This is a genomic window from Desulfovibrio subterraneus, assembly GCF_013340285.1.
In the GTDB taxonomy this organism is placed as follows: domain Bacteria; phylum Desulfobacterota; class Desulfovibrionia; order Desulfovibrionales; family Desulfovibrionaceae; genus Halodesulfovibrio; species Halodesulfovibrio subterraneus.
The window spans coordinates 771694-796637 of the sequence record NZ_BLVO01000016.1 but is presented as its reverse complement, the minus strand read 5'-3'; the positions used below and the strand labels follow the sequence as shown (position 1 = coordinate 796637).

Here is a 24944-nt window from a genome sequence, read left to right as displayed (position 1 = left end):
CTATGCCTCCTCCGCTTCTGCCTTGCCGAGCAGCACAAGCAGATTCTTCAGAAAGAACGAAACGCCCTGCAGGGCCAGCAGGCCAAAGGCCACAGGCAGGCATCCCTTGAGGAACCAGCGGAAGGGCAGCCCGCCGGGGTCCGGCGACTGTTCGGCCATCATCCAGCTGAATTTGGTAAACATGGCAGAGGTGCGGATGACCAGATAACACCCCGGAAACAGAAAGATCAGACAGCCGATCACGTTGACCAGCGCCCGCATTCTGGGGCTGAAATGCTGATAGGCCACGTCCACGCGCACATGGCCGTCATGCCGCAGCGTATAGGCCCCGCCGAAGAGGAACAGCAGGGAATAGATGTGCCATTCCAGCTCGCGCACCGAGGCAAAGCTGATGCTGAACACATACCGCATGGCGACATCGGCCATCACCAGTACAACCAGCAAGAGGGCTAGCCCCATGGTCGCCTTGCCTATCACTTCTGTTAACGCATCGATTTTTCGTATGAACGCTTGCACCATTGTTCAAAAACTCCACACCGGCCCGATTGCTGCCGGACTGAATTGCGGCACAACACCAGAGTATAAAAGCAGGCTTCCCATAGCAGGATGCATAGGCGCTTACAACAAATTTTACAAATATGTCCTTTTTGACGAATTCTTCAACGCCCATACGGATACATGCAGACAGCCCCGCCCCGTCGCTTGCGGGACGTAAAGGAATGTTTTTCCCCCTCCTCGCGCAACCGCAGGCATTCATTGACAAAACACGTATTCGCCCGTTTTTTGCTTAACAATGGAGGTACGGAAACAACTTCCTTCCCCGCCGTCACAGCCAGGGCGCAACGAGGCGAGGCAGGAATACTCTTCCAAGGAGTCAGACATGCAGATATCCGGCCTTACCCGTAATGATCCGTTTGAAAAGCTTGAGGACATGCTGCGCAAGGGCAACGAAGTTGCGCGCAGAAAGCTTGAAGAAAAAGGTGTAACCACGCAGGAAGCCGGTCTCGGCATGCAGGCTGGCACCCTGCCGCCTGAAGCTGCCGATGACGTTGATCTGGCGTACGGCGCAGCCATGTCCCTGCTGGGACAGGGCAGCAACGACGGCCTGACACAGCACGCGCTTGATCCCGACCGTGTGGCCGCCCTGCTGGATCTGTAGTTGCGGCCGACCAGTTCGTCTACGCGGCCTGCATGGCCTTCCGACGTATGCGACATGCGCGAGGGGATGCTCGCGCCATACGCGCAGCGTTTCCCACACGCAATGGCGAACGAAGGCTACGTAACCAAGGCCGCTGCGGGTGCTAATGAACAGATACTTGTCAGGGGATGACCAGATGCCCGACGGTGTCCGGAAGATGGATGGCTAATGTCCGGCATGGTGTCGGCAGATGTCTGAGCTGTCCGGCAGGCGGTCGGCGTACGTCCGGCGTATGCCCTGCTGACAATTGGCAGATACGTGGAATTGACAGCCAGCCGACAGCTGGCCGGAAAGATTCGAACGGCAGCTAGGAAAGCTTCAGCTCGGCTTCCAGCTTTCTGGCAGCCGGAATATTGCCGCTTTCTTCCAGTGCGCGTACAAGCAAGCGTCCTGAGCGCTCCTTGTCCTTGTCGACCTTCACGGCCTGCTTGAGGTATTTGGCCGCCATACGCGGCTGTTTCACCGCAAGGCAGGCCTCACCCATCATGCGGAACATTGAATGCTCATCCACATAGCACTCAATGGCTTCCTGAAAGGCTCCTTCTGCGTCCTGCACCTTACCGGCTTCCAGCAGCTTGCAGCCATAGTTGAGCACCCTGTCCAGCTTCTGCTTCCGTTCCAGTGTCTGCGTGTAGCTTTCGTGCTCCTGCGCCATGCGGATGGACTGCAGCACCTGATTGAACAGCGTGTAGAGCTGACGCTCAATACCGGGCTTGAAGGGAACCCCCTTGGGAAAGCGGGTGCTTATCTCTTCGGTACGGTTGAGCAGGCCGATCATTTCCCGCAGGGCTGCATCAGCCGCCATCTTGTCCGGCCCGGAAATCCCCTTCTGCATAACCTGCAGGGCATTTACCACAGCCTCCAGCGCACGCATCACGTCGTGCCGCTGAAAATATGCCTTGGCCCTTGCCAGATGTTCCTTCGCCTGCTTTCCGCCCGACTCCATGCTCTCCACCTTTCGAACCGCTGTATGTAAGAATTTCTTGCCGCCGACATTGATAAAACGGTATATCAGTGTTGTGTCTGTATACCCCTGACCCCATGTCGCAAATAACAGGAGAAATTCATGGCCAAGATTCTGGTGCTTGACACAAATGAATGTATTGCCTGCGAATCGTGTGTGGAACTTTGCCCCGAAGCGTTCCGGATGTCCAGCGGCAACGAATATGCGGAAGTCATAGACCCGGAAACAAAAGCGGATTGCGTTGAAGACGCCATCAACACCTGCCCGGTGCAGTGTATCTCGTGGGAAGATGCTTAGGCCCGACACCAACGACAAAAAAAGCCGCCTGAAAAGGCGGCTTTCTTCATCAGCATCGTGCGGAAAGGAATAACATGGTGCCGAGCAGGGTAATGCCCAGCGCCCCGCCGATGGCGAGACAACTGTACATGACCGTGAGCAACCTCGGCCCTCTGCCTGCCACATGCACAAGCGCGCTGCGCGAGGCAATGCTGAGAACACCGAAGAGCGATGTTGTCAGCCCCATGCCCAACGCAAGCGCAAGCACCGCAAAAAATCCCGTCCACGGCAGCCCCAGCCCCATGGCAAAGGCGAGCACCAGCGCCGCGCCCGGACAGGGTACCAGCCCCGCCAGCATGGAAACAGCGGCAATGCCGCCATATCCCGCCTGCGGTGCCGCTGCACAGCATATGCGGGCAGCCTGCCTGCCGGAAAATGTCTCATACAACGCATGCACCAGCATAAGCAGCCCGATCACGGCCACAAGTCCATAGCTCACGTGCTGCAACACCCCGCCGGCTTCGTCAAACCCTTGCGAGCCTTTGTTGCCGAGCACCCACTGCAAAACGAATACGAGCACCACGGCCGACATGGCATGCACGAATGAAAGCAGGTGCCCCATGGCAAAACCGCGCGCAATGCTGCCCCGCTTGCCGAGAAAATAGGAAAACACCACGGCCTTGCCGTGGCCCGGTCCCAACGCGTGCACTACTCCGTAAAAAAAAGACAGACCTATGAATGTCCAGAACGAACCACCCGCAGGGTTGGCAGCGATGTCCTTGCCCAGCTCGGACAGTTTTTCACGCATCTCCTTCTGCATCACGGTCACAGCGCGCAACATGCGTGTATACTGCGTGGCCAGAAAACCTGCCTCGGCATGCGGAAGACTCGCTCCGCCCGTCTCTGCAACCGGAGCCTGCAGCGCCCCTTCTTGCGTACCGTTGCCGGGGGCAATGGCAGTCTGATCCTGCTGCTCGAAACCGCCCGCAGCCTTCTCCTCTGCCTGTCCCGGGCTGCGGCCATGCGCCCCCTTGGTAAAGGGATTCGCCAGCGAAGCAGACACCATGCCCAGTTGCAGAGACGAAACACCATCCGTTACAGGGACGCTCAGGGACATCGAACACAAAAACAACAGCACCGCGGTACACACGGCTGCCATGCGCATAGTCATCGTACAACTCTTCATCATGATCAAAAGTGGACCCGTGCCGCCAACGGAATGATCTGGCCTTCATAAAAAGCCAGCTCCGGCGCATCGTCCAGTGTATAGGAAATACCCTCGGACCTGCCGGAGAAACGGAAGCTCTCTTCGGCGATCTGAAAGTCGGTGTAGTAGGAGGGATCAAAAACAGCCACAATCACATCGCTGCCGTTCTCGGCTGCGAGCGGGGCAAAGAAGGAATATTCCAGCTTCCCGTTCTCGAACGTGGCCACAAAATCGCGGATGGACGGAATAAACACCGACTGTCCGTTCACGGCAACGTGCAGAAAAAAGCGTTCCTCAGCCAGAAAAACGGCGATGTCATCGCGCTGCGAGGTCCATTCTTCTGCCGTAAGCGTGCCGTCTCCGTTAATATCAAGATCCGTGAGATACTGACTGCTGGCCATGGGGTCGAACGTCCAGTGCACTTTCATGCCTGCAAGACCACCATTTTCAAAAACAAAGTCCACGGTTGCATCCACAAATACATGCGGATGCGCGAATCCCCTGTCAGGGAACATCCACGACACGCCTATGCCGCAAGTCAGGCAGCAGGCAATGCAGAGCAGGCGCAGGGCCTGCATCCTCAGTCCGTTCATCATCTATCATTCTCCGCAAAACGAAGCGTATTCACATCACAACAAGCACCATGACGGGCGAAAAAACAAACGCCGTTCACGCGTAACCGCTTCCTATCAGGAGTAGGGATTTGAGCAAAGAAAGGTTTTTAGTTGACAATGAAATTCATTTTCAATTAAGGAATATGTCAGGACGACGAAACGGCACTTTGCCAAGACCTTTCAACCACCAACCACAAAGGACTCACCAATGTGCGCAACCCTCATAGGCGGCATGGACAGACTGAGAAGGGATTACATCAACGCAGCCAAGTCCCGCGGCGTTGACCTGAAGGTTTTCACCGGCAAGGAAAACCAGATCAGCAGCCAGATGGGCAGTCCGGATCTGGTTATCGTGTTCACCAGCAAGGTTTCGCACGCGGCCCGCAAGGAAGTGCTCAACTACGCCAAGTCCCGCAATATCCCCGTGCGCATGATACACGCATGTGGCGTGTCCACCCTGCGCAACAGCCTTGAATCCAACTAGATAACACCACCCCGTTTGCCAAAACAGGCCGGGAACGAATCATACAGGAGATACTGACATGTGCGCTGCAAAGGTAATCGGCTCCCTCAACACACAGGGTATGCAGGCCATGGCCCGCGGAGACTTCATGAACGCCGAGTTCATGCTGCATCAGGCCCTGCGCAAGGCGAACGCGCTGGGGGCCGAAGGCTACACCGCCAAGATACAGAACAACCTTGCCCTCATCTTTGCGGCACAGGGCAAAAACCCGCAGGCGACGGAACTGTTTGCGGCAGCGCTTGAGGTGCTGGAACGCCGTACCGGCGGCAACAACCGCCTGTGCGATTCCATCCGCAGAAATCTCGCCGCAGTGTCCGGTCACGCGGAAAACAAGGCTGCCCACGCTGCATAGCATGTCTTATAACATGCCTATGACGAACAATAATTCACTTTACGGAGTCCGGCATCTACAGTAGGATTTACGTATCACCCCAAAAGTGATCTATCACGCAGTTAGCGGGAAAATACGACATCCGACAGTCGGGAATGCAAGGAGTCCTTCACAATGAGCACCGGAATCGAGGTAGCAAAACCCTTTATCAGTGCAACCGTCAACGTCCTCTCCACCATGGCGGGCATCAATCCCGTGCCGGGGATGCCGTATGTCAAGAAAAACACGGTTGCGCAGGGCGACGTGTCTGCCGTTATCGGCATCACAGGCTATAAGAACGGGAGCATCTCGGTCACTTTCACCAAAAAATGCGCCATAGCGCTGGTGAAAGCCATGCTCGGAGACGACATTCAGGATCTGCTGCAGGATACGAAGGATGCCGTAGGCGAAGTAACCAACATGATCTCCGGACAGGCCAGAGCGGGGCTTGCTGAAATGGGCATGGTGTTTCAGGGGTCTACTCCTTCAGTCATCATGGGTGACAACCATTCCATAACGCATGTCACCAAAAGCCCGATAATGGCCATACCCTTCTCCACTGCCAATGGCGACTTCACAGTGGAGTTCTGCTTCGAATAAATCCCGCTGGGAAATGACTGCTCGCAGGGAGGTCATCGTGTCCTTCGCAGATTCTTTCCGCTCACTCGATTTTCTGGAGCAGGCTCAGGCGCTGCACAAACTGCAGGGCGAGCCTGCGGCACAGGCTCTCGCCGAACTTACTCCCCTTTTTCTGGAGCCCACAGGCGACACTGCTGCAGACACCATGGTTCGCAACACCATGCGGACCCTGCTGCAAAAAAATCCGGACAGCATTGTCAGCGGCATTGAGCATCCGCACGGACCGTACGCCGCCCTGTGCAGAGATCTTGCCGGTGAGATGCATCTTGTCGAAGCGGCTCCCGTACTGATTGCCCGCCTCAGCAAGGCAGACGATTCGGCATCTCTCAACGAAACACTCACTGCACTCGGGCGCATAGGTTCCGATGCTGCCATTCCGGTGTTTCACGAACACATGCGGCATGCCGATCCGGTCATTGCTTCCCTGTGTATCCAATATCTCGGAGCACTGGGCGACGCATCCTGCATCCAGCCCCTCACCGACATCATATCAGCCAACGAAGCTGACGACCGCTACGCGGTGTGCGGCATAACCACATGGGCCGCCATTGAGGCTCTCGGCCGCATCGGCGCTTCCAGCCATGCCCCGGCCCTCTCGGAGCTGGCCCGCTTCATACATCACAAAAATCCGGAAGCACGCCGCATTGTTCTGGAAACCTTTGTGCGCTGCGGCGAGCTGGCCATTCCGCACATTGCCCCGGCGCTGCTCGATTCCGACAAGGACAGCCGCGTCATGGCCGCCAACGCCCTGCGCGACATTGCCCACAAGTCTGCCGCGCACCCGCTCATTCATGCGCTTGAGCAGGGGGCTGCCTCCGACCCCAACGTCGGCTTTGCCATCTACGAAGCACTCGGCTGTACGCCGGGCGTCAAAAGTCTTGTGGCACTCACGGACGCCCTGCCCGTGGAACAGGAACCCACAACGCTTCTGGCCATCGTGTATGCACTGGAGTCGCTGGCATCGCCCATGGTGGGTAAACGTTTTCTCGAAATAATAGCAGACCGCATGGCCGCACGCGATGCACAGGCCCAGCGTATTCTGCAGGCAATCATCGCGGCACATGCCGTCAAACTGTTTCCCTATCTGCATGCCGACCCGGTTGCCGGACGCATTCTCATCAGCCTGATTCTCAAGTGTAACAACGCCGAAACCATGCTGACCTTCGCCGAGGCGCTGAAGCAATGCGAAGGCGAACAGGCCGCACGCGATGCCGAAGCCATCCGCAAGGAATTGCCGAAGCAGGAAAGCGGAAGGCCCAAACTGCTTGCCATTGACGACTCAACGGCCATGCGCAACTTCTACCGCACGCACGGCTCGGCCATTGGCTTCGATGTCATGCTCGCGGAACACGGCCGCGATGCGCTGGATATTGTGGAAGGGCTGGAAGGCGTCTTTGATGTCATTGTCGTGGACATGAACATGCCCGTAATGGACGGCATTCAGTTCACGGAAAAACTGCGCGCCATGCCGCTGTATGCCACCACCCCCGTAATCATGGCCACCACCGAATCGGGCAGATCGCAGGCAGCCCTTGCGCGCAAGTGTGGCGTGTCCTCCTTCCTGCCCAAGCCCTTCACGCCGGAGATGCTGCAGAACAAGCTGGGCAAACTGCTGGAGCGCACCAAGCGCTGATACGCTCCCGTTCTCCGCACCACTTCACAAAAAACGGGCGGCTCTTTGCACTGCAAGGAGCCGCCCGAATCATTTCAGGAGACGACGGTTACTTCTTGGCCTTCAGTCCGGCAAGCACCTTCTCCGGCAGAGCCGGGAGCTTGGTGATACGCACGCCGCAGGCGTTGTAGATACCGTTTACCACGGCTGCGTGCGGGCAGGTAAGAGGCAGTTCGCCTACGCCGGATGCGCCGAAGGGACCTTCGGGACGCGGGGTTTCCACATACTCGAGCACGATGTCATCAGGAATCTGCTTGATGTAGGGGAACCCGGCACCGGGCATGGTGGAGTGTTTCTTGATGTCCTCGAAGTCTTCGTACAGGGCAAGACCGATGGCCTGAGCAAGGCCGCCGTAGAGCTGGCCGTCCACAGCCAGCTTGTTGGCGATTTCGCCCACGTCGCCCACCATGGAGATCTTTTCCACGGTGGTCTTGCCGGTTGCCAGTTCCACTGCCACTTCGGCAATGAACAGACCGTACATGTAAGCAGCAAAGGGGTTGCCCTGACCGTCTGCGTTGCAGTCGGTGCACGGAGCAGACCACTTGCCGCTGTACTTCACGGCAATGTTTTCGGCCTTCATTTCATCGTAGGTACGGAACGTGCCGTCCTTCTTGCGCATACCGCCGACCAGCAGTTCACAACCGGCCTTGATGGCGCGGCCGACAACAACCTGCGAGCGGCTGCCGCCTGCGGGACCCGCATTGGGGCACACGGCGGTATCGTTCAGCACAAGCTTGATGTTTTCGGGACGGATGCCCAGCGGACGCAGCCCTTCGTGCGCGGTGGCAAGGGTGCCGATGTCCGCGCCCTGACCATGGTCATGCCAGGTGGCGTAAACCGTGACCGTCGCGTCGGGGTTCAGCTCCACATACACTTCCGCCGTATCAGGGCCGTCCAGACCGCAACCGTACACGCCGAGCGAGATACCCACGCCGCGCTTCACTTCCGCGGTGGAAGCCTTGGCAGCGTGTTCCTTGGCGGCCTTGTACATGGGACGTGCCTTATCCAGCACTTCAGGCAGGGAAAGCACTTCCGGCGTCTGGCCGGTGGGCGTGGTGGAACCTTCGCGGTACACGTTCTTGTAACGCAGTTCCAGCGGGTCCATGCCGAGCTTATCAGCCAGTTCGTCCATCAGCACTTCAGAGGCAAATTCGCTCTGCGGCGAACCATAGCCACGGAAGGCGGAACCCCATGCGTGGTTGGTGCACACGGTGCGGCCGATACCACGGATGCTGGGAATGTTGTAGCCCGCGCCGATGAACTGCGCACCGCGAAGGGTAAGCAGGTCGCCGAATTCGGAATAGGGGCCGTGGTCAACAGTCCAGTCGCTTTCCATGGCCTGCAGCATGCCGTCCTTGGTAGCGGCAAAGCGCACGTTCATGAAGAACGGAGAGCGCTTGCCGGTGTAGGTCTGCTGCTGGAACCAGGTGTAGTTCAGGTACACGGGCTGACCGGTAGCAATGGCTGCCGCGCCGACCAGTGCTTCCATGGTGGGGCTGAACTTGTAACCGAAGGTGCCGCCGGTGGGGTTCTGCACCATGATCATGTTCTCGGGGTCCATACCAAGACCGGGAGCGATCATGTACATGTGCAGGTGCAGGCCGATGGACTTGGAGTGGATGCACAGCTTGCCTTCTTCATTGAAGAAAGCAAAGCCCACGTCCGGCTCGATGGGCATATGCGGCTGGCGGCCGACATAGAAATCGTCTTCCACCACCACGTCGGCCTTCTTGAAGATGGGGGCGCTGTCTTCACCCTTCGCAATCTTCTGCTCGAAGTAGACGTTCGGAGTGCCGGGGTGAATTTCCATGGCGTCTTCAGCCATGGCTTCGGGGGCGCTCATGTATGCGGGCAGAATTTCCAGATCAACCTTCACCTTGGCTGCGGCAGCCTTGGCGTGGCATTCGGTATCGGCGCAGACAATGGCAATGGCGTCGCCGAACTGGAATACCTTCTCATCACAGAGAATGGGACGATCCCAGCCGTCACCCTTGTTGGTGGGGAAGGTGATAAGACCGGTGATGCGGTTCTTGCCCTTGATGTCCTTATGGGTGACCACTTTGACCACGCCGGGCATCTTTTCCGCTTCGCTGGTGTCTATGCCCAGAATTCTGGCATGGGAGACTTCGGCCTGCACAAGAGCGAGGCGCAACGTGCCTTCGGGCATCTTGATGCCGAGGTCGGCACCGAAGTCGAGCGTACCGGTAACCTTGGCAACGGCGCTGGGACGGGGATACTTGGTACCCCAGATCTTGCCGTCGGCAGGAATCTGGAAATAGAGATCATCAAGCTTCTTCTCTCCGCGCAGCACAGCGGCGGCATCCATAACGGCGTCCACCAGCGGCTTGTAGCCGGTGCAGCGGCAGGCGTTACGATGCTTCTGGAACCAGTCGCGCACATCGTCACGCGAAGGCTTGGGATTGGTATCCAGCAGCAACTTGGTGGAGACTATGAAACCGGGAGAACAAAAGCCGCACTGAGCGGCACCATGTGCCAGCCATGCGACCTGAATAGGATGCAGATTGTCGGGAGTGCCAATACCTTCCAGCGTAGTGATGGAGTCACTATCATTCAGACGGCTCATCTTGTAACTGCAAGAGCGGATAAGCTTTCCGTTCACGATAACGTTACAGCTGCCACAATGTCCCTGTCCGCAGCCAACCTTAACACTGGTAAGGCCAAGACTTTCACGCAGATAGGTTGCGAGGGTGGTTTCAGGAGCGGCAATGGCCATACGGGGGGCGCCATTGACATGGATCATACGCTTGATCATCGAAATCCTCCTTATAGGTGATAACTCGGGCCGGACGATTCAGGCAAACAGCGGTCCGGCAACATCGTCCAGTTCGCGCGCCCCGAAAGGCCGCGGGTTCGGGTTTAGCCCGGCTTGCCGAAAGGACAGATAGGGTGGCGACAGGGCTCGCAGCATGCGCAGAAACCCCCGTGCCCCAACGCCACTATGTCCTTGCGGGTAAGCCGCTCTCCGGCCAGCAAACGCGGCACCACAATGTCGAAAATGCTGGCGCGGTAGTACATGACGCACCCGGGCAACCCCAGAACGGGCACGCCGCCAAGATAGGAAAGTAGAAACATCACGCCCGGAAAGGTGGGCGAGCCATAGGTTACGATTTCAGCCCCTGTGGCCCGGATACTGGCCGGTGTCTGGTCGTCCGGGTCAACACTCATGCCTCCGGTCACCACAACCATGTCCGCCCCCTGCTCCACAAAGGCAAGGATGGCGTCACGGGTTGTCTCCGGATCGTCGCCCACGAAGGTCTGCCCCATGACCTCGGAGCCGAATCCGGCAAACTTGCGACGCAGCACCGGACCGAACTTGTCTTCGATGCGGCCGTGGAAGATTTCACTGCCCGTGGTCACAACGCCTATGCGCTGTTCCAGAACGGGCTTTACCTGCACCACCGGGTAGTGCGCGGCGCAAATTTCTTCCACCCTGCGTATCTTTTCTTCGTCTATGACCAGCGGAACCACCCGCGTACCGGCAACGGCACGCGGTTCGGTAATAAACTGGCCTGTGTGCATGGTGGCGAGCACCACTTCCTCAATGGAATTGATGGCGTGCAGCGCCTCCACATTCACGGTAAGCAGGCCGCGTTCGGCCATGAAGTTGATGCGCCCTTCGCTGATCTCCGAAAAGGAGATACCCGGCCCCGCCGCAGCGTGGGCGATGCGCAAGGCGGCTTCATCCTCGTGCAGCTGCCCCTTGTCGAGCGCCAGCACATACAGATGTTCCTTGCCTATGTTGAGCAGGACAGGAATGTCTTCGGGGCGGATAACATGCCCCTTCTTGAAAGCCCGGCCTTTGAACTCGCCGGGTACAATTCGGGTTAGATCGTGACAGAGGACGGTGCCAACGGCCTCTTGAACGGGAATGGTCTTCATCATGTGCGCAGTCTCCGATACGGTACGTGAACTCGAGCATGGAAGCGTTCAAGCTTGGAATAATTACTCTTTTTTCATCAAGCCACAGTCAATCAAGATGCCCCTGAGAAACCCCGATGTTAGAGAGTATTCACCCATTTCCAATTTTCTTATGTCGCCATGAACATATAAAGTCAATAAACAAACGCGAAATGAAATGGGCTTGCACGCTGCGAAACAGCCGGAAACAACCGTTGACCATGTGCCTTGAGCAGTGGACAGGTTACTGGTATCTCTGGTGTATGAAGATCAGGAAAGGATGAAAGAGATGGCAGAAAAAACACTGCGGATGCGGGTAAAATTCTGGATAGAAGTAGACGGTGAAAACGCCTTCGGCATGGGCAGCTTTGCGCTGCTGCAGGGGGTGGAAACCACCGGTTCCCTTGCCGGCGCGGCCAAGGAAATAGGCATGTCGTACCGCACGGCATGGGGGCGCATCCGCAAAATTGAAGAACGGATGGGGCAGCCCGTGTTGGTGAAGCGCGGGGGCAACAAGTCCGGCTACCAGCTTTCCGCCTTTGGTGCCCGCTGTCTGGCAAGCTACAAGGCAGCGTATGCAGCCGTGCACACCGTTGCCCAGCGTGAATTCGACCATCGCTTCGCCTCACTGCTGGCAGACCAGCCTGACAAGACCGGAGATGATGAGGCCGGAGATGAGGCCGGAGATGAGGCCGGACAGGACGAAACAACGCAACAGGCAGGCGGGCAAGCTGCTGCCGATTATAGCCCACGCTCAGGGCAGAACTAAGATTTTTTTACATAAAAAAAGGTTTGTACCAACAGGCGCAAACCACAGGGTAACGACACCCCCTCGTTTTCAGTAAAACCACATTCCCGTTAAGACGGAGCTGTAGTCCAAAAACAGATTGTCATCGCTTAAACGAGGTGCAGGAACGTTAGGTTCCTGCCCGGCGGAGCCAAAAAATTCCCCCCTAAATGACTTACTCTGCAGTCCGAATGGGTTGCACCTGTTGGTGCAACCCATTTTCATTCTATCCGGCAATACCGGCTAATGGCTGCATGAGGTGCGTGGCAGCAGGGGCATGCCTGCAAAACGGGCCACGTGCATTCCCTCCCACCTTCCGGCAAAGACCACGGCACGGTCACCGTCAAAACGCACCGACGCATCTTCCGCCGAGGAACGGATCACAACGTCGCCCCCGTCAAACAGAATGGCCATGGGTGTTATCTCCCGCTCGGTATCGCCGCAGAAGCTCTCGCGCCACTGCGGGCAGCACACGGTTCGTGTTCCGTCCGGCATGAAGGCCGTAACCCGCGAAGACACCGTGCACAGGCTGCGCACCGAACCATCGGGATTGAACACCAGAGAATTGCAATCGCCGTTCACACCCACGGCGTCAGGATCAAAGGCCATAATCTCGCCGACGGGCGTTTTCACGGCCACAGGCGCGGCGGGTTCAAGAGAACGGATGGAACCATCAGGATAAAAACTCACTCCGGTGCGGGTCTTGATCAGCCCCGCGGGAGTCTGCACGCTCACCACCTCGCCCGGCCACAGGGTCAGACTACGCAGGGCCTGCGTTTTGTAAAAACTGACGCTGATCACGCGGGCATGCAGCTCGCCAACAGGCGTCTGCAGGCTCACAGGTTCGGAAAGCCGCGCCTCATCATCCTGCGTCCAGTAGCCGGAAAGCCTGCCGTTGAGAGGGAACACGCGGTTGAGACTGCCGTCGGGATAAAAGGAGATGAACTCGGCCGGAACCACCCCTGCGGGCGTGTCTATGAGCACCTGCGTTTCCAGAGGCAGTCCGCGCGGGCTGCCGTCTTCATACAGGTCCACGGGCAGCAGTTCTTTTCTGCGCAGATCATCCGTGGTTCGCTGGGGGACAAGATCACCATAACGGGTATGTACCATGTGCATGACAACCTCCTAGTGCTTGCGCGCGGAATCCGCGAGGTGTGAAAATTCATCCTGCGTCAGCGGCCTGCCGAGTTCCCACGACATGCGCCTGACAGAGGTAACCAGATCTTCGATCTGCCCTGCCGGATAATGCGAACGGGCAGAGCCGAGCGCAACAGAGACGGCCGCCTTGCCACTCTTGCCGCCCACGGCGAGCTTGCGGTTCGCTCCGATGAGGGAAGGATCGTAGGGTTCAAACAGTTCGGGCGATTTGCTCAGTGCGTGGGCATGCAGGCCTGATTCGCAGGCAAAGATATCCGCTCCGGCCACGGCCTTGGTGCGGGGAATGTCCACTCCGGCAGCTCCGGCCACAAGGGAGCACAGGTCGCGCAGGTGCTCTGCGTGATACTTTGAAGCTCCCCCGCGCACGGCCAGATAGGCAGCCAGCTCCTCCGTTGCGGCAATGCCCGAGCGCTCGCCTATGCCGAGCACGCTCACATCGGCAAAATCCGCTCCGCTCTGCAGTGCGCTCACGGCGTTGGCCGTGGCCATGCCGAAGTCGTTATGGCAATGCACCGCAACGGGAATGGTCAGCTGTGAGCGGAAAAATTCCACCAGCCCGCCCATCTCACGCGGGGAAAGCACGCCGAGCGAATCTGCCAGACGGATGCGCGAGGCCCCCATGCTCTGGGCAAGCAGGGCCGCATCCAGCGCAAAGTCCCTGTCCGCCCGCGAGACATCTTCAAACCCTATGGAAATATAGCGGATACCGGCAAGCCCGGCGCTGAGGACCATACGCCCCAGCTTTTCCAGCAGCCCCTTGCGGTCCAGCCCGAGGCGCTTGCTCATGTGGGCATCCGAAACGGGTATGCCTATGTTGATCCTGTCCACGCCCAGTTCAGAGGCAGTGCGGATGTCTGCAGAACGGCAAGGGCTCCACACGCTCAGCCTGGTCCGGCCTGCCCGTGGACGAATGCGGCGCACAAGCTCGTCAATGCCTTCCTGACCAACCCAGCCGACTTCGACTTCATCCACGCCAAGGCGCAGCAGGCCGGAGAGGATTGCCTCCCTTGTCTCCATCTTGAAGTAGGCCCCGAACAACTGTGCCCCTTCCCTGAGTGTCGTATCGATCAGCATGGTCATTCTCCTTGAGAGAGATTGTGCATCTGCCCGCAGGAACTTCCGCGGACCTGAACACATATGAGCATGATCAGTGCCAAAGTTGAACGATACCGCAACCCACCGTCATCACAGGGCAAAGCACTACCTACACATGCCGTGATGAAAAAATGCACTTTTGTAGTTTCCTACACTTACGGTGGGTAGGTGTGTAGTTTCCCACACTCCCCCGTCCCGACCACGCGCCTCCCTCTTTTGTGAAATTTACCAATCATTAAAGTATGTTCTGAGAAATTATAAAACTTGGCACACCGCTTGCCCTAGAGGGTTCAGCATTACCAACCACCTCCAGGAGGAAATCATGAGAAAGGTAGCCATTTACGGAAAGGGCGGCATCGGCAAATCCACCACCACACAGAACACTGTGGCCGGTCTGGCAATGATGGGTCGCAAGGTTATGGTTGTAGGCTGTGACCCCAAGGCGGACTCCACCCGCCTGCTGCTCGGCGGTCTCGCCCAGAAGTCCGTGCTCGATACCCTGCGCGAAGAAGGTGAAGACGTTGAACTGGACGATATCCGCAAGCCCGGCTTCGGCAACACGTGGTGCGTGGAATCCGGTGGTCCTGAACCGGGCGTAGGCTGTGCAGGTCGCGGTATCATCACCTCCATCAACATGCTGGAAAACCTTGGCGCGTATGAAGAGTCCGAAGGTCTGGACTACGCCTTCTACGACGTTCTCGGCGACGTTGTGTGCGGTGGCTTCGCAATGCCCATCCGCGACGGCAAGGCAGAGGAAATCTACATCGTCTGTTCCGGTGAAATGATGGCCATGTACGCAGCCAACAACATCTGCAAGGGCATCATGAAGTACGCCCAGTCGGGCAACGTGCGCCTCGGCGGCCTGATCTGCAACTCCCGTAACGTGGATAACGAAAAGGAAATGATTCAGGAACTGGCCCGCAGGCTGGGTACCCAGATGATCTACTTCGTCCCCCGCGACAACGACGTGCAGCGCGCAGAAATCAACCGCAAGACCGTTATCGAGTGGAACCCCGAAGTTGTGCAGGCCGACGTATACCGCAACCTCGCCAAGGCCATCGACGAAAACAAGATGTTCGTCATCCCCACCCCGCTGGAAATCGACGAACTGGAAGCACTCCTGCTCGAATACGGGCTGCTCGAAGCCGCGTAGCGCGACACGGAAACGGCAAGGGCACCATCATAGTCCATTCTCCTTCCGCAATCCCGAACCGGAGAATGGACGGGCGACAGGCCGTCGCCGCGCAATACCCCGTATTGCGGAGCCGGGGCGGAACCGCAACCCAGCCGCAGGCGAAACCGCTGCACTGCAGGGCGCTGTGGCGAAGTGAAATAACAATCAGGAGAACAGACAATGATGATCATGGTGAGAGCTATCGTGCGACCCGAAAAAGCTGATGATGTTCTGGCGGCCCTCATGGACAACGGCTTTCCCGCCGTCACCAAGTACTCCGTGGCCGGACGCGGCAAGCAGCGCGGCATCAAGATCGGCGAAGTGACCTATGATGAAATTCCCAAGACCATGCTCATGAGCGTCATCAAGGCCGAGGACAAGGACTTTGTCATCAAGACCATCATGGAAGCCGCCCGCTCGGGCTCCAAGGGTGCCTTCGGCGACGGCAAGATATTCGTGTGCGAAGTGAGCGACGTCTACACCATCAGCTCCGGCGTGTGCGACACGGCCAAGGAGGAGGCTGCGTAATGAAGGAAGTCATCGCTGTCGTTCGCATGAACATGATGAACCGCACCAAGGCAGCCCTGAACGAAGCGGGCATAGACGCCTTCTTCGCGCACGAAGCGCAGGGTCGCGGCAAGGGGTTCATCAGCGCGAGCGTTCTTGAAGGTGCGGAGAGCGGATACGAAGAAGCCGCTGCCGTGCTCGGTGAAAAGGGCAAGCTCTACCCCAAGCGCATGCTGACCATCGTGGTTCCCGATGAGCAGGTGGACGAAGTGGTGGAAGTAATCTCCGCAGCAAACCGTACCGGCAAGCCGGGCGACGGAAAGATATTCGTTCTTCCCATGGGGGATGCAGTGCGCGTCCGTACCGGGGAAAAGGGCAAGAAATCCATATCGTAACGACCGACATTGAGCACTGACGGCTGCACCGGGTACGCCCCGACGACCTCGGACAAAGAGGCCTGTAATTGCATCAGGCCATGCCACACAGAGGAACGGCCTACGCAAGGAGAATTGAGATGGCAAAGACGAAAAAGCTGGTGCAGCTGAGCCCCGCAGACATCAAGGAAGAGCTTCTGAAGAAGTATCCTCCCAAGGTGGCCCGCAAGCGCGCCAAGCAGATCATGATCAATGAGGCTCTGGAAAATGAAACGCCGACGGAAATAGTGGCCAACGTGCGCACCATTCCCGGTATCATCACCATGCGCGGCTGTACCTATGCAGGCTGCAAGGGCGTTATTCTGGGACCCACCCGCGACATCGTGAACATAACCCACGGCCCCATCGGCTGCGGTTTCTATTCGTGGCTCACCCGCCGCAACCAGACCGAACCCGGTCCTGACGGCGAAAACTACATGCCCTACTGCTTCTCTACCGACATGCAGGATCAGGACATCATCTTCGGCGGTGAAAAGAAGCTGGAAGCTGCCATTCAGGAAGCCTACGACCTCTTCCACCCCAAGGGCATCGCAGTATTCGCCACCTGTCCCGTGGGTCTTATCGGCGACGACATCCACGCCGTGGCCCGCAAGATGAAGGCCAAGTTCGGCGACTGCAACGTTTTCGCCTTCTCCTGCGAAGGCTACAAGGGCGTCTCGCAGTCTGCCGGTCACCATATCGCCAACAACCAGGTGTTTACCCACCTTGTGGGCGAGAACGATACGCCCAAGGAAGGCAAGTACAAGATCAACCTGCTGGGCGAATACAACATCGGTGGCGACGGTTTCGAAATAGACCGCCTGCTGACCCTGTGCGGCATCACGAACATTGCCACCTTCTCCGGCAACTCCACCTACGACCAGTTCGCCTCGGCCCAGCATGCCGACCTGAACACGGTCATGTGTCACCGTTCCATCAACTACGTGGCCGACATGCTTGAGGCCAAGTACGGCATTCCGTGGATCAAGGTGAACTTCATCGGTGCGGAAGCCACGGCCAAGTCCCTGCGCAAGATCGCCCAGTATTTCGGCGACAAGGCGCTCATGGACCGCGTGGAAGAGGTGATTGCCGAAGAAATGCCCAAGGTCAAAGCCGTTGCAGCCGATGTGCGCACCCGCACCACAGGCAAGACCGCCATGCTCTTCGTGGGTGGTTCCCGCGCCCACCATTACAGCGAGCTGTTCGCTGAAATGGGCATGAAGACCATCTCCGCCGGGTACGAATTCGGCCACCGCGACGACTACGAAGGCCGTCAGGTCATTCCGGACATCAAGGTGGATGCCGACTCCCGTAACATCGAAGAACTGGAAGTAACGGCTGACGAAAAGCTCTATCGCCCCCGCAAGTCTGCCGACGAGTTCAAGGCGCTGGAAGAAGCCGGTTACAAATTCAAGCATTACGACGGCATGAACGCCGACATGGACAAGGGCACCCTCGTTATCGACGACCTCAACCAGTACGAAGCCGACAAGCTGGTGGAAATCATGAAGCCGGACATTTTCTGCGCCGGCATCAAGGAAAAATTCTCCATCCAGAAGCTTGGTATCCCCATGAAGCAGCTGCACAGCTACGACTCCGGCGGCCCCTATGCCGGATTCAAGGGTGCGATCAACTTCTACAAGGAAATTGACCGCCTCGTGGGCAGCAAGGTGTGGAGCTACATGAAGGCTCCGTGGCAGACCAACCCGGAACTCGCGGCAACCTTCGTCTGGGAATAGCGGCTGCTCCGGCAACACCGGTTCGCCGCGACTTGACCGCAACGTTGCCGCAACCGGCTTCAACTGATTGCAAGAGACAAGGAAGAGAACATGCTACTCAGACATACTCCCAAAGACGTCGTTGAACGCAGCGCCCTGATGATCAATCCGGCCAAAACCTGCCAGCCCATAGGCGCCATGTATGCGGCGCTCGGCGTGCACGGATGCCTTCCGCACAGCCATGGCTCGCAGGGGTGCTGCGCATATCACCGTTCAACGCTGACCAGGCACTACAAGGAACCCGTTCCCGCCGCCACCAGCTCCTTCACAGAAGGTGCATCGGTTTTCGGCGGGCAGGCCAACCTGCTGCAGGCCATTGATAACATCTTCACGGTGTATGAGCCTGAAGTTATTGCCGTGCATACCACCTGCCTGTCGGAAACCATCGGTGACGACCTCAAACAGATCGCCGACAAGGCCATGAAGGAAGGCAAGATTCCCGAAGGCAAGACTGTTATCGGCGCTCCCACCCCGAGCTACGTCGGCTCCCATGTCACCGGCTTTTCCAACATGGTCAAGGCCATGGCGGAGCTCGGCGAACGTTCGGGCAAGAAAAACGGCAAGGTGAACATCATCCCCGGCTGGGTAGAACCTGCCGACATGCTGGAAATCAAGCGCCTTGCCGCCATGACGGGCGTGGACACCACCATGTTCCCCGACACCTCCGGCATTCTGGATGCACCCCTGACCGGTGAATACACCATGTTCCCCGCCGGCGGTGCAACCGTTGCCGACCTCAGGGGCTCGGGCGATGCCATCGGCACGCTGGCCCTTGGTGAATGGTGTTCCGCAGATGCAGCGCGCCTGCTGGATACCCGCTGCAAGGTGCCCTGCACCGTGCTGGACATGCCCTTCGGCCTTGCCGCGACCGACCGCTTCATCAACATCCTGCGCACCGTGGGCGGAACCACCGTTCCCGACTCCGTCATGCACGAACGCGGCCAGCTCGTGGATATGATCTCCGACATGCACCAGTACTTCTACGGCAAGCGCGTAGCCATCTGGGGCGATCCGGACCAGCTCATCTCCATGTGCGAATTCCTCGTCTCGCTGGACATGCAGCCCGTATACGTTGTTACCGGCACCCCCGGTTCGCGTTTCGAAGCCCGCATCAAGGAGATCTGCGCAGGACAGCCGTATGAAGTGAAGGTACGCGCCAAGGGCGACATGTTCCTGATGCACCAGTGGATCAAGAACGAACCCGTGGACCTGCTCATAGGCAACACCTACGGCAAGTACATTGCCCGCGATGAAGACATCCCCTTCATGCGCTGGGGCTTCCCCATCCTTGACCGGCAGGGACACCAGTACTTCCCGACAGTCGGCTACAAGGGCGGACTCAGGCTTCTGGAGAAGATGCTCAATCTCATTCTGGACCGCAAGGACCGGGATGCTCCCGAGCCGAGCTTCGAGCTCGTCCTGTAGCAGTTCATCATGCCCCGCAGCGGGGGGGACTTCCCTCTCCCCCGCTGCGGGAAATCCCCGCTGCGGAAAGTCACCATCGCGGGAAATCACCATCGCGGGAAAATCACCGACGCAGGGAAAAACTATCACAAAGACCGCTTACTCCGCCGCAGGAACCAGCTCTCGCGGAGTGCAGGGATTACCGGAACATAGCGGAACAGGCCGGAACCTATCGGACCATGCCCGCAACAGGCCAACATATTTACGACAAAGAGAGCATTCCCATGACCGCAAGCGCCGCCACACACACGACACCGCAAACAGTTCTGCTGCCCGTCTCGGCGCGCGCCAACACCTGCATCCGCTTTTCGGGTGCTGACCGCGGCAAGGCTGTGCTCTCTCCGGAACAGGCCGTTGAAATGCTCTCGCAGATGCTTGCCCAAGGCGCGACCATCGCGGCCGTGGACATTGCAGGCCCCGGCGACCCCCTTGCCACACCGGAGGTAACCCTGCGCACGCTGAGCATGGTCAGAGCCCTGCTGCCGGAAACGCCCCTGTCGGTCACCACCAACGGCATGGGCGCAGCCGCCCTTGCCGCGAGTCTGGCAGAAGCCGGAGCGGGCCGGATGAACCTGCTGGTCAATGCCGTGGACCCGCTCATCACCTCCGGCATTTATGCCTGGATTCGCCCCGGCACCAGAACTCTGCCCCTGCCCGAGGCCGCACGCACGCTGGTAGAAGAACAGGCTGCCGCCGTCAGGGCATGCTGCGATGCGGGCATGAAGGTCGGCATCCGCACCACCGTATTTCCCGAAACCAACGACGCCCATGTAACCACCATTGCGGCAACCATGGCCGCCCTCGGCGCCGAAGACATGACCCTTGTTCCCTATTCGCCGGACGATGCAGACGCACCGGCACTGCCCGTGCCCGCGGAAAAACTCGGCGGAGCAATGATGGACGAACTCATGGATGTCATCCGCTCCGCAGCGGCCTGCCACCTGCCGGTCTTCATGGACAACGCACCGGCGACAAATTCTTCCGCGGCCTTCTCCACGGCTGCGACCGGTACTGCTTCCGCTTGTTCCGCACCGCAGCAGGCACAGTGGACGGCCCCCGCCCTGCCCAAACCGGCAGCGGGCAAGCCCAACGTTGCCCTGGTCAGCTCCAACGGCATGGATGTGGACATGCATCTGGGTCAGGCTTCCAAAGTTCTCGTCTACGGCCCGCGTGAAGACGGCCTGCCCTGCCTGCTGGGAGTCCGCACAGCGCCGGAGGCAGGCAGCGGCGATTCCCGCTGGGCGCAGCTTGCCGAGATGCTGCACGACTGTTTCGTGCTGCTCACAGCCAGCGCAGGGAGCAAACCCAAAGATATTTTGAGCCGCAACGGTCTGCCTGTCCTGATCACGGAAGGCGAAATCGGCTCAACCGTAGACCTGCTCTACGGAGGCGGCAAAAAGGGCGGAAAGGGCAAAAAGCGCTCCTGACCGGACGCGAAACAGCACAACGGAACACGCACTACACCAACGCAAGGAGAGAGGAACAATGGCTACACCGGAAAGAATGATCATCTGCTGTCAGAGTTTTCGTGCCGCAGGCGACCCCAAGGGCATCTGCCACAAGCAGACCGATGGTTTTCTGCAGTACATAGAAGAAGAAGTGCTGGACCGCGGGCTTGATGCCCTTGTCGTGGCCACCACCTGTCTCAAGCAGTGTGAATCCGGCCCCATTCTGGTGGTACAGCCCGACAACTGGTGGTTCAAGGGCGTGGATTCCGAAGCCGCCATAGACGCCATTCTGGACGCGCTGGAAGAGGGAGAACCCTGCGCCGAGTATCTGGCAGCATAAACACCGGCACGCAAAAGAACCATACAAACACACCGGTTACCTGCAGCCCGCACCGGAAACAGGCCAACAGCCATCAACCGGGCGGGCAACGCACACCGGCAAGACTGCACAACCGAAACGCTTCCGGTAAGGCCCGGGGAGAAGACACCATGTCCTGCACCACAACCATACGCACAGCCCGCGATTCCGACCTGCTCGATCTTGCCTCCCTGCTCGAAGAACTCTTCTACATCGAAGAGGACTTCACCGTAGACAGGGACAGGCAGCTGAGAGGGCTGGACCTGATGCTGCATAACCCGCAGGGGCGCGTGCTGGTTGCTGAAGCCGACGGGACTGTCGTCGGCATGTGCACGGGGCAGTTGCTCATCTCCACATCGGAAGGCGGCCCCGCTGTCATGGTCGAAGACGTGGTCGTCAGACGCGGCTGGCGCAACAAGGGCGTCGGCGCAGAGCTGATGACAGCCATTACGCAGTGGGCGCAGGAACAGGGTGCCACCCGCCTGCAACTGCTGGCCGACCGTAACAATACACCGGCCTTTGCCTTCTACAACCGCCTCGGCTGGAAGCATACGCGGCTCGTCTGCATGAGATCCATGCTGGAATCGTAACGAAATCATGGGGGAAGACATGAGTACTGCCATTCTGGACGAAAGAAAAAGCCAGATACACAGGATCGGCGAAGGCGAACTGGACATCGCCTGCAACCGTGAATCCCTTGCCGGCGCAGTGAGCCAGCGGGCCTGTGTGTTCTGTGGCTCCCGTGTGGTGCTCTACCCCATAGCGGACGCACTGCATCTGGTGCACGGCCCCATAGGCTGCGCCGTGTACACATGGGACATTCGCGGGGCGCTGAGCAGCGGCCCCGAACTGCACAGGCTCTCCTTCTCCACCGATATTCAGGAGATGGACGTAATTTTCGGCGGCGAACGCAAGCTCGAAGCCGCACTGGATGAACTGATAGACCGCCACGCTCCCAAGGCCGCGTTCGTCTATTCCACCTGCATCGTCGGCATCATCGGCGACGACCTTGAAGCCGTGTGCCGCAAGATGACCGAACGCAAGGGCATACCCGTTCTGCCGGTCATGTCCGAAGGCTTCAAGGGCAACAAGCGCGAGGGTTACCTTGCCGCGTGCAACGCCATGTTCAAGCTCATCGGCACCGGCGATACGGACGGCATAAGCCCCGTTTCCGTCAACATCCTCGGCGACTTCAACCTCGCCGGCGAGATATGGATCATCCGCGAATACTTCAGGCGCATGGGCGTGGAAGTGGTGGCCAATGTTACCGGCGACGGACGTGTGGACGATATCCGCCGCTGCCACGGGGCCGCGCTCAACCTTGTGCAGTGTTCGGGCGCCACCCTCGCTCTGGCCAAGATGATGCAGGAAGAATACGGCACGCCGTTCCTGCGCGTTTCCTACCTCGGCATAGAGGACATGGCGGATTCGCTCTATCAGGTGGCCGACTTCTTCAAGGACAAGTCTCCCGGCATTGTGGAACGCACCCAGGAACTGGTGCGCAGCGAACTGGAAACACTCATGCCCGAACTGGCCCGCTACCGCAAAGACCTCGAAGGCAAGCGGGTGGCCATGTATGTGGGCGGCTCGTTCAAGGCATTCTCGCTGCTCAAGGCCTTCCGGCATCTGGGCATGAAGGTGGTCATGGTCGGCTCGCAGACCGGCACCAAGGAAGACTACGAGGAACTCGCCCAGATAGCGGACCCCGGCACCATCATCGTGGACGATGCCAACCCGCTGGAACTTTCGCAGTTCATCAAGGAAAAAGACGTGGACCTCTTCGTGGGCGGCGTCAAGGAACGCCCCATCGCCTACAAGCTGGGCGTGGGCTTCTGCGACCACAACCACGAACGCAAGGAAGCGCTCGAAGGTTTTGTGGGCATGCTCAACTTTGCCCGCGAGGTGCATTCCTCCGTCATGAGCCCCGTCTGGAACTTTGTCCCCCGCCGCGCAAACCATGCTCCCGGAACAACGGAAGCCCGCAAGGGAGGGTCCCATGAGTAAGCCCAACTATATTTCCACCACCAACGCATGCAAGCTGTGCACCCCGCTTGGCGCGGCCATGGCCTTTCGCGGCGTGGAAGGAGCCATTCCCTTTCTGCACGGCTCGCAGGGCTGCGCAACCTACATGCGCCGCTATGTAATCAGCCATTTCCGCGAACCTGTGGATATCGCCTCTTCCGCACTGGGTGAAAAGCAGGCCGTATACGGCGGTGCGCCCAACCTGAAAAAGGGCATGCTCAACGTCATGAAGAAATACGAGCCAAAGCTCATAGGCGTGGCAACAACCTGCCTCACCGAGACCATTGGCGACGACGTGCCCCGCATTCTCAAGGAATTCCATGACGAGTTCGGCGACCTGCCCCTGCCGGAAATAGTGGAGGTATCCACCCCCAGCTATAACGGCACCCATACCGACGGCTGGCACGGCGCAGTGCGTTCCCTCGTGGCGCAGCTCTGCACGCAGCCCTGCACGCCCGACGGCAGTGTGAACATTCTGCCGAACATGGTCTCCTGCGAGGACATCCGCCACCTGAAGGACATCTGCAGCGACTTCGGCATACAGGCAACCATACTGCCCGATATTTCCGAAACGCTGGATGCCCCCTCGCTGGAAGATTACGTGCGCATTCCTTCGGGCGGCACCACGGTTGAAGCCATCCGCGGCATGTCCGGCGCTGCCGCAACGGTGGAATTCGGCCGCTGTCTGCCGCAGGAAACCGGCGGCACCGTGCTGGAAAAGCAGTTCGGTGTTCCGGTAAAGCGCATCGGCCTGCCCATCGGCCTGCGGGAATCCGACAAGTTCTTCAGCACGCTGGAAGACGTGACCGGCAAGCCCATGCCCATGCGCTACGGGCTGGAACGCGGCCGCCTTGTGGATGCCTATGTGGACGGTCACAAGTACGTGTTCGGCAAGCGGGCCATCGTGTACGGCGAAGAAGATCTGGTAGCCGGGCTGTGCGCCTTTCTTGCCGAAATCGGCGTCAAGGTCGTGCTTGCCGGAACAGGCTCACGCAACAAAGGGCTGGCAAAGGCCATAAGCGAAGTGACCAGCGGCCTTTCACGCGAGATGCCCAATGTGGCGGAAATGCCCATAGTTCGCGAGGGTGTGGACTTTCACGACATCGCGGAAGAAGGCGAGAGCCTCAAGCCGGACCTGCTTATCGGCCACTCCAAGGGCTACCAGTATGCAAAAGCATGGAACATTCCGCTCATCCGTGTCGGGTTTCCCATCCACGACCGCTTCGGCGGCCAGCGCATACTGCACCTCGGCTACAAGGGCGCCCTCAATCTTTTTGACAATATTGTGAACACGGTTCTCACGAAGAAACAATCCGACAGCCAGATCGGTTACGGCTATCTGTAATACGGGAGCAACGC

The 24944-nt window shown here is 58.7% G+C and carries 25 protein-coding genes; 17 read left to right on the top strand and 8 right to left on the bottom strand.

Features of this window, described 5'->3' with window-relative positions; genetic code table 11:
- Nucleotides 1–519 (bottom strand): TRAP transporter small permease subunit, encoded by a 519-nt coding sequence (locus HUV30_RS17780; RefSeq protein ID WP_174406839.1) that lies wholly within the window; start codon nt 517–519, stop codon nt 1–3.
- Nucleotides 520–880: 361 nt separating this feature from the next.
- Between HUV30_RS17780 and HUV30_RS17775 the strand changes: the two genes are divergently transcribed.
- Nucleotides 881–1159 (top strand): hypothetical protein, encoded by a 279-nt coding sequence (locus HUV30_RS17775; RefSeq protein ID WP_174406838.1) that lies wholly within the window; start codon nt 881–883, stop codon nt 1157–1159.
- Between the two features lie 346 nt (nt 1160–1505).
- Here HUV30_RS17775 and HUV30_RS17770 read toward each other — a convergent pair whose 3' ends face one another.
- Nucleotides 1506–2144 carry a tetratricopeptide repeat protein gene (locus tag HUV30_RS17770; RefSeq protein ID WP_174406837.1) on the bottom strand — a complete coding sequence of 213 codons (639 nt, stop codon included), beginning with the start codon at nt 2142–2144 and terminating at the stop codon, nt 1506–1508.
- A 120-nt stretch (nt 2145–2264) separates the two neighbouring features.
- On the opposite strand from HUV30_RS17770, the gene HUV30_RS17765 reads away from it, so the two are divergent.
- Nucleotides 2265–2459 carry a ferredoxin gene (locus HUV30_RS17765; protein ID WP_174406836.1) on the top strand — a complete coding sequence of 65 codons (195 nt, stop codon included), beginning with the start codon at nt 2265–2267 and terminating at the stop codon, nt 2457–2459.
- Nucleotides 2460–2508: 49 nt separating this feature from the next.
- Here the strand turns inward: HUV30_RS17765 and HUV30_RS17760 are convergent, their stop codons facing one another.
- A complete protein-coding gene (locus HUV30_RS17760; RefSeq protein WP_174406835.1) occupies nt 2509–3609 on the bottom strand; it encodes a nickel/cobalt transporter in 1101 nt (366 codons plus the stop codon).
- A gap of 20 nt (nt 3610–3629) precedes the next feature.
- The gene (locus HUV30_RS17755; protein ID WP_174406834.1) at nt 3630–4241 is read right to left on the bottom strand and encodes a DUF1007 family protein; all 612 of its coding nucleotides are present in this window, start codon (nt 4239–4241) and stop codon (nt 3630–3632) included.
- 226 nt (nt 4242–4467) lie between these two features.
- Between HUV30_RS17755 and HUV30_RS17750 the strand changes: the two genes are divergently transcribed.
- From HUV30_RS17750 to HUV30_RS17735, 4 genes are all read left to right on the top strand, one after another.
- The gene (locus HUV30_RS17750; protein WP_174406833.1) at nt 4468–4743 is read left to right on the top strand and encodes a DUF2325 domain-containing protein; all 276 of its coding nucleotides are present in this window, start codon (nt 4468–4470) and stop codon (nt 4741–4743) included.
- Between the two features lie 58 nt (nt 4744–4801).
- On the top strand, nt 4802–5134 hold the full coding sequence (locus HUV30_RS17745) for a tetratricopeptide repeat protein (protein ID WP_174406832.1): 333 nt from the start codon (nt 4802–4804) through the stop codon (nt 5132–5134).
- A 153-nt stretch (nt 5135–5287) separates the two neighbouring features.
- A complete protein-coding gene (locus HUV30_RS17740) occupies nt 5288–5752 on the top strand; it encodes a chemotaxis protein CheX (protein WP_174406831.1) in 465 nt (154 codons plus the stop codon).
- A gap of 37 nt (nt 5753–5789) precedes the next feature.
- A complete protein-coding gene (locus HUV30_RS17735) occupies nt 5790–7424 on the top strand; it encodes a response regulator (RefSeq protein WP_174406830.1) in 1635 nt (544 codons plus the stop codon).
- 88 nt (nt 7425–7512) lie between these two features.
- On the opposite strand, the gene HUV30_RS17730 is transcribed toward HUV30_RS17735, so the two are convergent.
- Together HUV30_RS17730 and HUV30_RS17725 are read right to left on the bottom strand one after the other, a co-directional pair.
- Entirely contained in the window at nt 7513–10236 is a 2724-nt protein-coding gene (locus tag HUV30_RS17730) for a molybdopterin-dependent aldehyde oxidoreductase (protein WP_174406829.1), read from the bottom strand.
- 104 nt (nt 10237–10340) lie between these two features.
- Entirely contained in the window at nt 10341–11366 is a 1026-nt protein-coding gene (locus tag HUV30_RS17725; RefSeq protein WP_174406828.1) for a molybdopterin-binding protein, read from the bottom strand.
- 304 nt (nt 11367–11670) lie between these two features.
- Between HUV30_RS17725 and HUV30_RS17720 the strand changes: the two genes are divergently transcribed.
- Nucleotides 11671–12150, top strand: coding sequence for a winged helix-turn-helix domain-containing protein (locus tag HUV30_RS17720; RefSeq protein ID WP_174406827.1), 480 nt, complete (start codon nt 11671–11673; stop codon nt 12148–12150).
- A gap of 261 nt (nt 12151–12411) precedes the next feature.
- On the opposite strand, the gene HUV30_RS17715 is transcribed toward HUV30_RS17720, so the two are convergent.
- Both HUV30_RS17715 and HUV30_RS17710 read right to left on the bottom strand, forming a co-directional pair.
- Entirely contained in the window at nt 12412–13284 is an 873-nt protein-coding gene (locus HUV30_RS17715) for a hypothetical protein (protein WP_174406826.1), read from the bottom strand.
- Nucleotides 13285–13293: 9 nt separating this feature from the next.
- Nucleotides 13294–14400 (bottom strand): LeuA family protein, encoded by a 1107-nt coding sequence (locus tag HUV30_RS17710; protein ID WP_174406825.1) that lies wholly within the window; start codon nt 14398–14400, stop codon nt 13294–13296.
- Nucleotides 14401–14743: 343 nt separating this feature from the next.
- Between HUV30_RS17710 and nifH the strand changes: the two genes are divergently transcribed.
- The 10 genes from nifH (at nt 14744) to HUV30_RS17660 (ending at nt 24930) form a co-directional block, all read left to right on the top strand.
- Nucleotides 14744–15574 carry a nitrogenase iron protein gene (nifH, locus tag HUV30_RS17705; RefSeq protein ID WP_174406824.1) on the top strand — a complete coding sequence of 277 codons (831 nt, stop codon included), beginning with the start codon at nt 14744–14746 and terminating at the stop codon, nt 15572–15574.
- 201 nt (nt 15575–15775) lie between these two features.
- The gene (locus tag HUV30_RS17700) at nt 15776–16123 is read left to right on the top strand and encodes a P-II family nitrogen regulator (RefSeq protein WP_174406823.1); all 348 of its coding nucleotides are present in this window, start codon (nt 15776–15778) and stop codon (nt 16121–16123) included.
- Nucleotides 16123–16497 carry a P-II family nitrogen regulator gene (locus tag HUV30_RS17695; protein WP_174406822.1) on the top strand — a complete coding sequence of 125 codons (375 nt, stop codon included), beginning with the start codon at nt 16123–16125 and terminating at the stop codon, nt 16495–16497. The genes HUV30_RS17700 and HUV30_RS17695 overlap by 1 nt, the downstream gene beginning before the upstream one ends.
- Before the next feature lie 119 nt (nt 16498–16616).
- Nucleotides 16617–18254, top strand: a complete 1638-nt coding sequence (gene nifD / locus HUV30_RS17690; RefSeq protein ID WP_174406821.1) for a nitrogenase molybdenum-iron protein alpha chain — start codon at nt 16617–16619, stop codon at nt 18252–18254.
- A 90-nt stretch (nt 18255–18344) separates the two neighbouring features.
- On the top strand, nt 18345–19718 hold the full coding sequence (gene nifK / locus HUV30_RS17685) for a nitrogenase molybdenum-iron protein subunit beta (RefSeq protein WP_174406820.1): 1374 nt from the start codon (nt 18345–18347) through the stop codon (nt 19716–19718).
- Nucleotides 19719–19981: 263 nt separating this feature from the next.
- Nucleotides 19982–21184, top strand: coding sequence for a NifB/NifX family molybdenum-iron cluster-binding protein (locus HUV30_RS17680; RefSeq protein WP_205245253.1), 1203 nt, complete (start codon nt 19982–19984; stop codon nt 21182–21184).
- Between the two features lie 58 nt (nt 21185–21242).
- Entirely contained in the window at nt 21243–21545 is a 303-nt protein-coding gene (locus tag HUV30_RS17675) for a (2Fe-2S) ferredoxin domain-containing protein (RefSeq protein ID WP_174406818.1), read from the top strand.
- A gap of 149 nt (nt 21546–21694) precedes the next feature.
- Nucleotides 21695–22153, top strand: a complete 459-nt coding sequence (locus HUV30_RS17670; RefSeq protein WP_174406817.1) for a GNAT family N-acetyltransferase — start codon at nt 21695–21697, stop codon at nt 22151–22153.
- A 19-nt stretch (nt 22154–22172) separates the two neighbouring features.
- Complete coding sequence (gene nifE, locus HUV30_RS17665) at nt 22173–23567, top strand: nitrogenase iron-molybdenum cofactor biosynthesis protein NifE (protein ID WP_174406816.1); 1395 nt, start codon at nt 22173–22175, stop codon at nt 23565–23567.
- Entirely contained in the window at nt 23560–24930 is a 1371-nt protein-coding gene (locus HUV30_RS17660; RefSeq protein WP_174406815.1) for a nitrogenase component 1, read from the top strand. The genes nifE and HUV30_RS17660 overlap by 8 nt, the downstream gene beginning before the upstream one ends.
- Nucleotides 24931–24944 lie beyond the last annotated feature (14 nt).

Coding starts and splice junctions, on each gene's coding strand:
- HUV30_RS17700 (WP_174406823.1), top strand. CDS start 15,776: ATGATGATCATGGTGAGAGCTATCGTGCGACCCGAAAAAGCTGATGAT.
- HUV30_RS17780 (WP_174406839.1), bottom strand. CDS start 519: ATGGTGCAAGCGTTCATACGAAAAATCGATGCGTTAACAGAAGTGATA.
- HUV30_RS17775 (WP_174406838.1), top strand. CDS start 881: ATGCAGATATCCGGCCTTACCCGTAATGATCCGTTTGAAAAGCTTGAG.
- HUV30_RS17695 (WP_174406822.1), top strand. CDS start 16,123: ATGAAGGAAGTCATCGCTGTCGTTCGCATGAACATGATGAACCGCACC.
- nifD (WP_174406821.1), top strand. CDS start 16,617: ATGGCAAAGACGAAAAAGCTGGTGCAGCTGAGCCCCGCAGACATCAAG.
- HUV30_RS17740 (WP_174406831.1), top strand. CDS start 5,288: ATGAGCACCGGAATCGAGGTAGCAAAACCCTTTATCAGTGCAACCGTC.
- HUV30_RS17675 (WP_174406818.1), top strand. CDS start 21,243: ATGGCTACACCGGAAAGAATGATCATCTGCTGTCAGAGTTTTCGTGCC.
- HUV30_RS17680 (WP_205245253.1), top strand. CDS start 19,982: ATGACCGCAAGCGCCGCCACACACACGACACCGCAAACAGTTCTGCTG.
- nifE (WP_174406816.1), top strand. CDS start 22,173: ATGAGTACTGCCATTCTGGACGAAAGAAAAAGCCAGATACACAGGATC.
- HUV30_RS17765 (WP_174406836.1), top strand. CDS start 2,265: ATGGCCAAGATTCTGGTGCTTGACACAAATGAATGTATTGCCTGCGAA.
- HUV30_RS17770 (WP_174406837.1), bottom strand. CDS start 2,144: ATGGAGTCGGGCGGAAAGCAGGCGAAGGAACATCTGGCAAGGGCCAAG.
- HUV30_RS17760 (WP_174406835.1), bottom strand. CDS start 3,609: ATGACTATGCGCATGGCAGCCGTGTGTACCGCGGTGCTGTTGTTTTTG.
- HUV30_RS17755 (WP_174406834.1), bottom strand. CDS start 4,241: ATGATGAACGGACTGAGGATGCAGGCCCTGCGCCTGCTCTGCATTGCC.
- HUV30_RS17745 (WP_174406832.1), top strand. CDS start 4,802: ATGTGCGCTGCAAAGGTAATCGGCTCCCTCAACACACAGGGTATGCAG.
- HUV30_RS17730 (WP_174406829.1), bottom strand. CDS start 10,236: ATGATCAAGCGTATGATCCATGTCAATGGCGCCCCCCGTATGGCCATT.
- HUV30_RS17750 (WP_174406833.1), top strand. CDS start 4,468: ATGTGCGCAACCCTCATAGGCGGCATGGACAGACTGAGAAGGGATTAC.
- nifH (WP_174406824.1), top strand. CDS start 14,744: ATGAGAAAGGTAGCCATTTACGGAAAGGGCGGCATCGGCAAATCCACC.
- HUV30_RS17710 (WP_174406825.1), bottom strand. CDS start 14,400: ATGCTGATCGATACGACACTCAGGGAAGGGGCACAGTTGTTCGGGGCC.
- HUV30_RS17720 (WP_174406827.1), top strand. CDS start 11,671: ATGGCAGAAAAAACACTGCGGATGCGGGTAAAATTCTGGATAGAAGTA.
- HUV30_RS17660 (WP_174406815.1), top strand. CDS start 23,560: ATGAGTAAGCCCAACTATATTTCCACCACCAACGCATGCAAGCTGTGC.
- HUV30_RS17670 (WP_174406817.1), top strand. CDS start 21,695: ATGTCCTGCACCACAACCATACGCACAGCCCGCGATTCCGACCTGCTC.
- nifK (WP_174406820.1), top strand. CDS start 18,345: ATGCTACTCAGACATACTCCCAAAGACGTCGTTGAACGCAGCGCCCTG.
- HUV30_RS17715 (WP_174406826.1), bottom strand. CDS start 13,284: ATGCACATGGTACATACCCGTTATGGTGATCTTGTCCCCCAGCGAACC.
- HUV30_RS17725 (WP_174406828.1), bottom strand. CDS start 11,366: ATGATGAAGACCATTCCCGTTCAAGAGGCCGTTGGCACCGTCCTCTGT.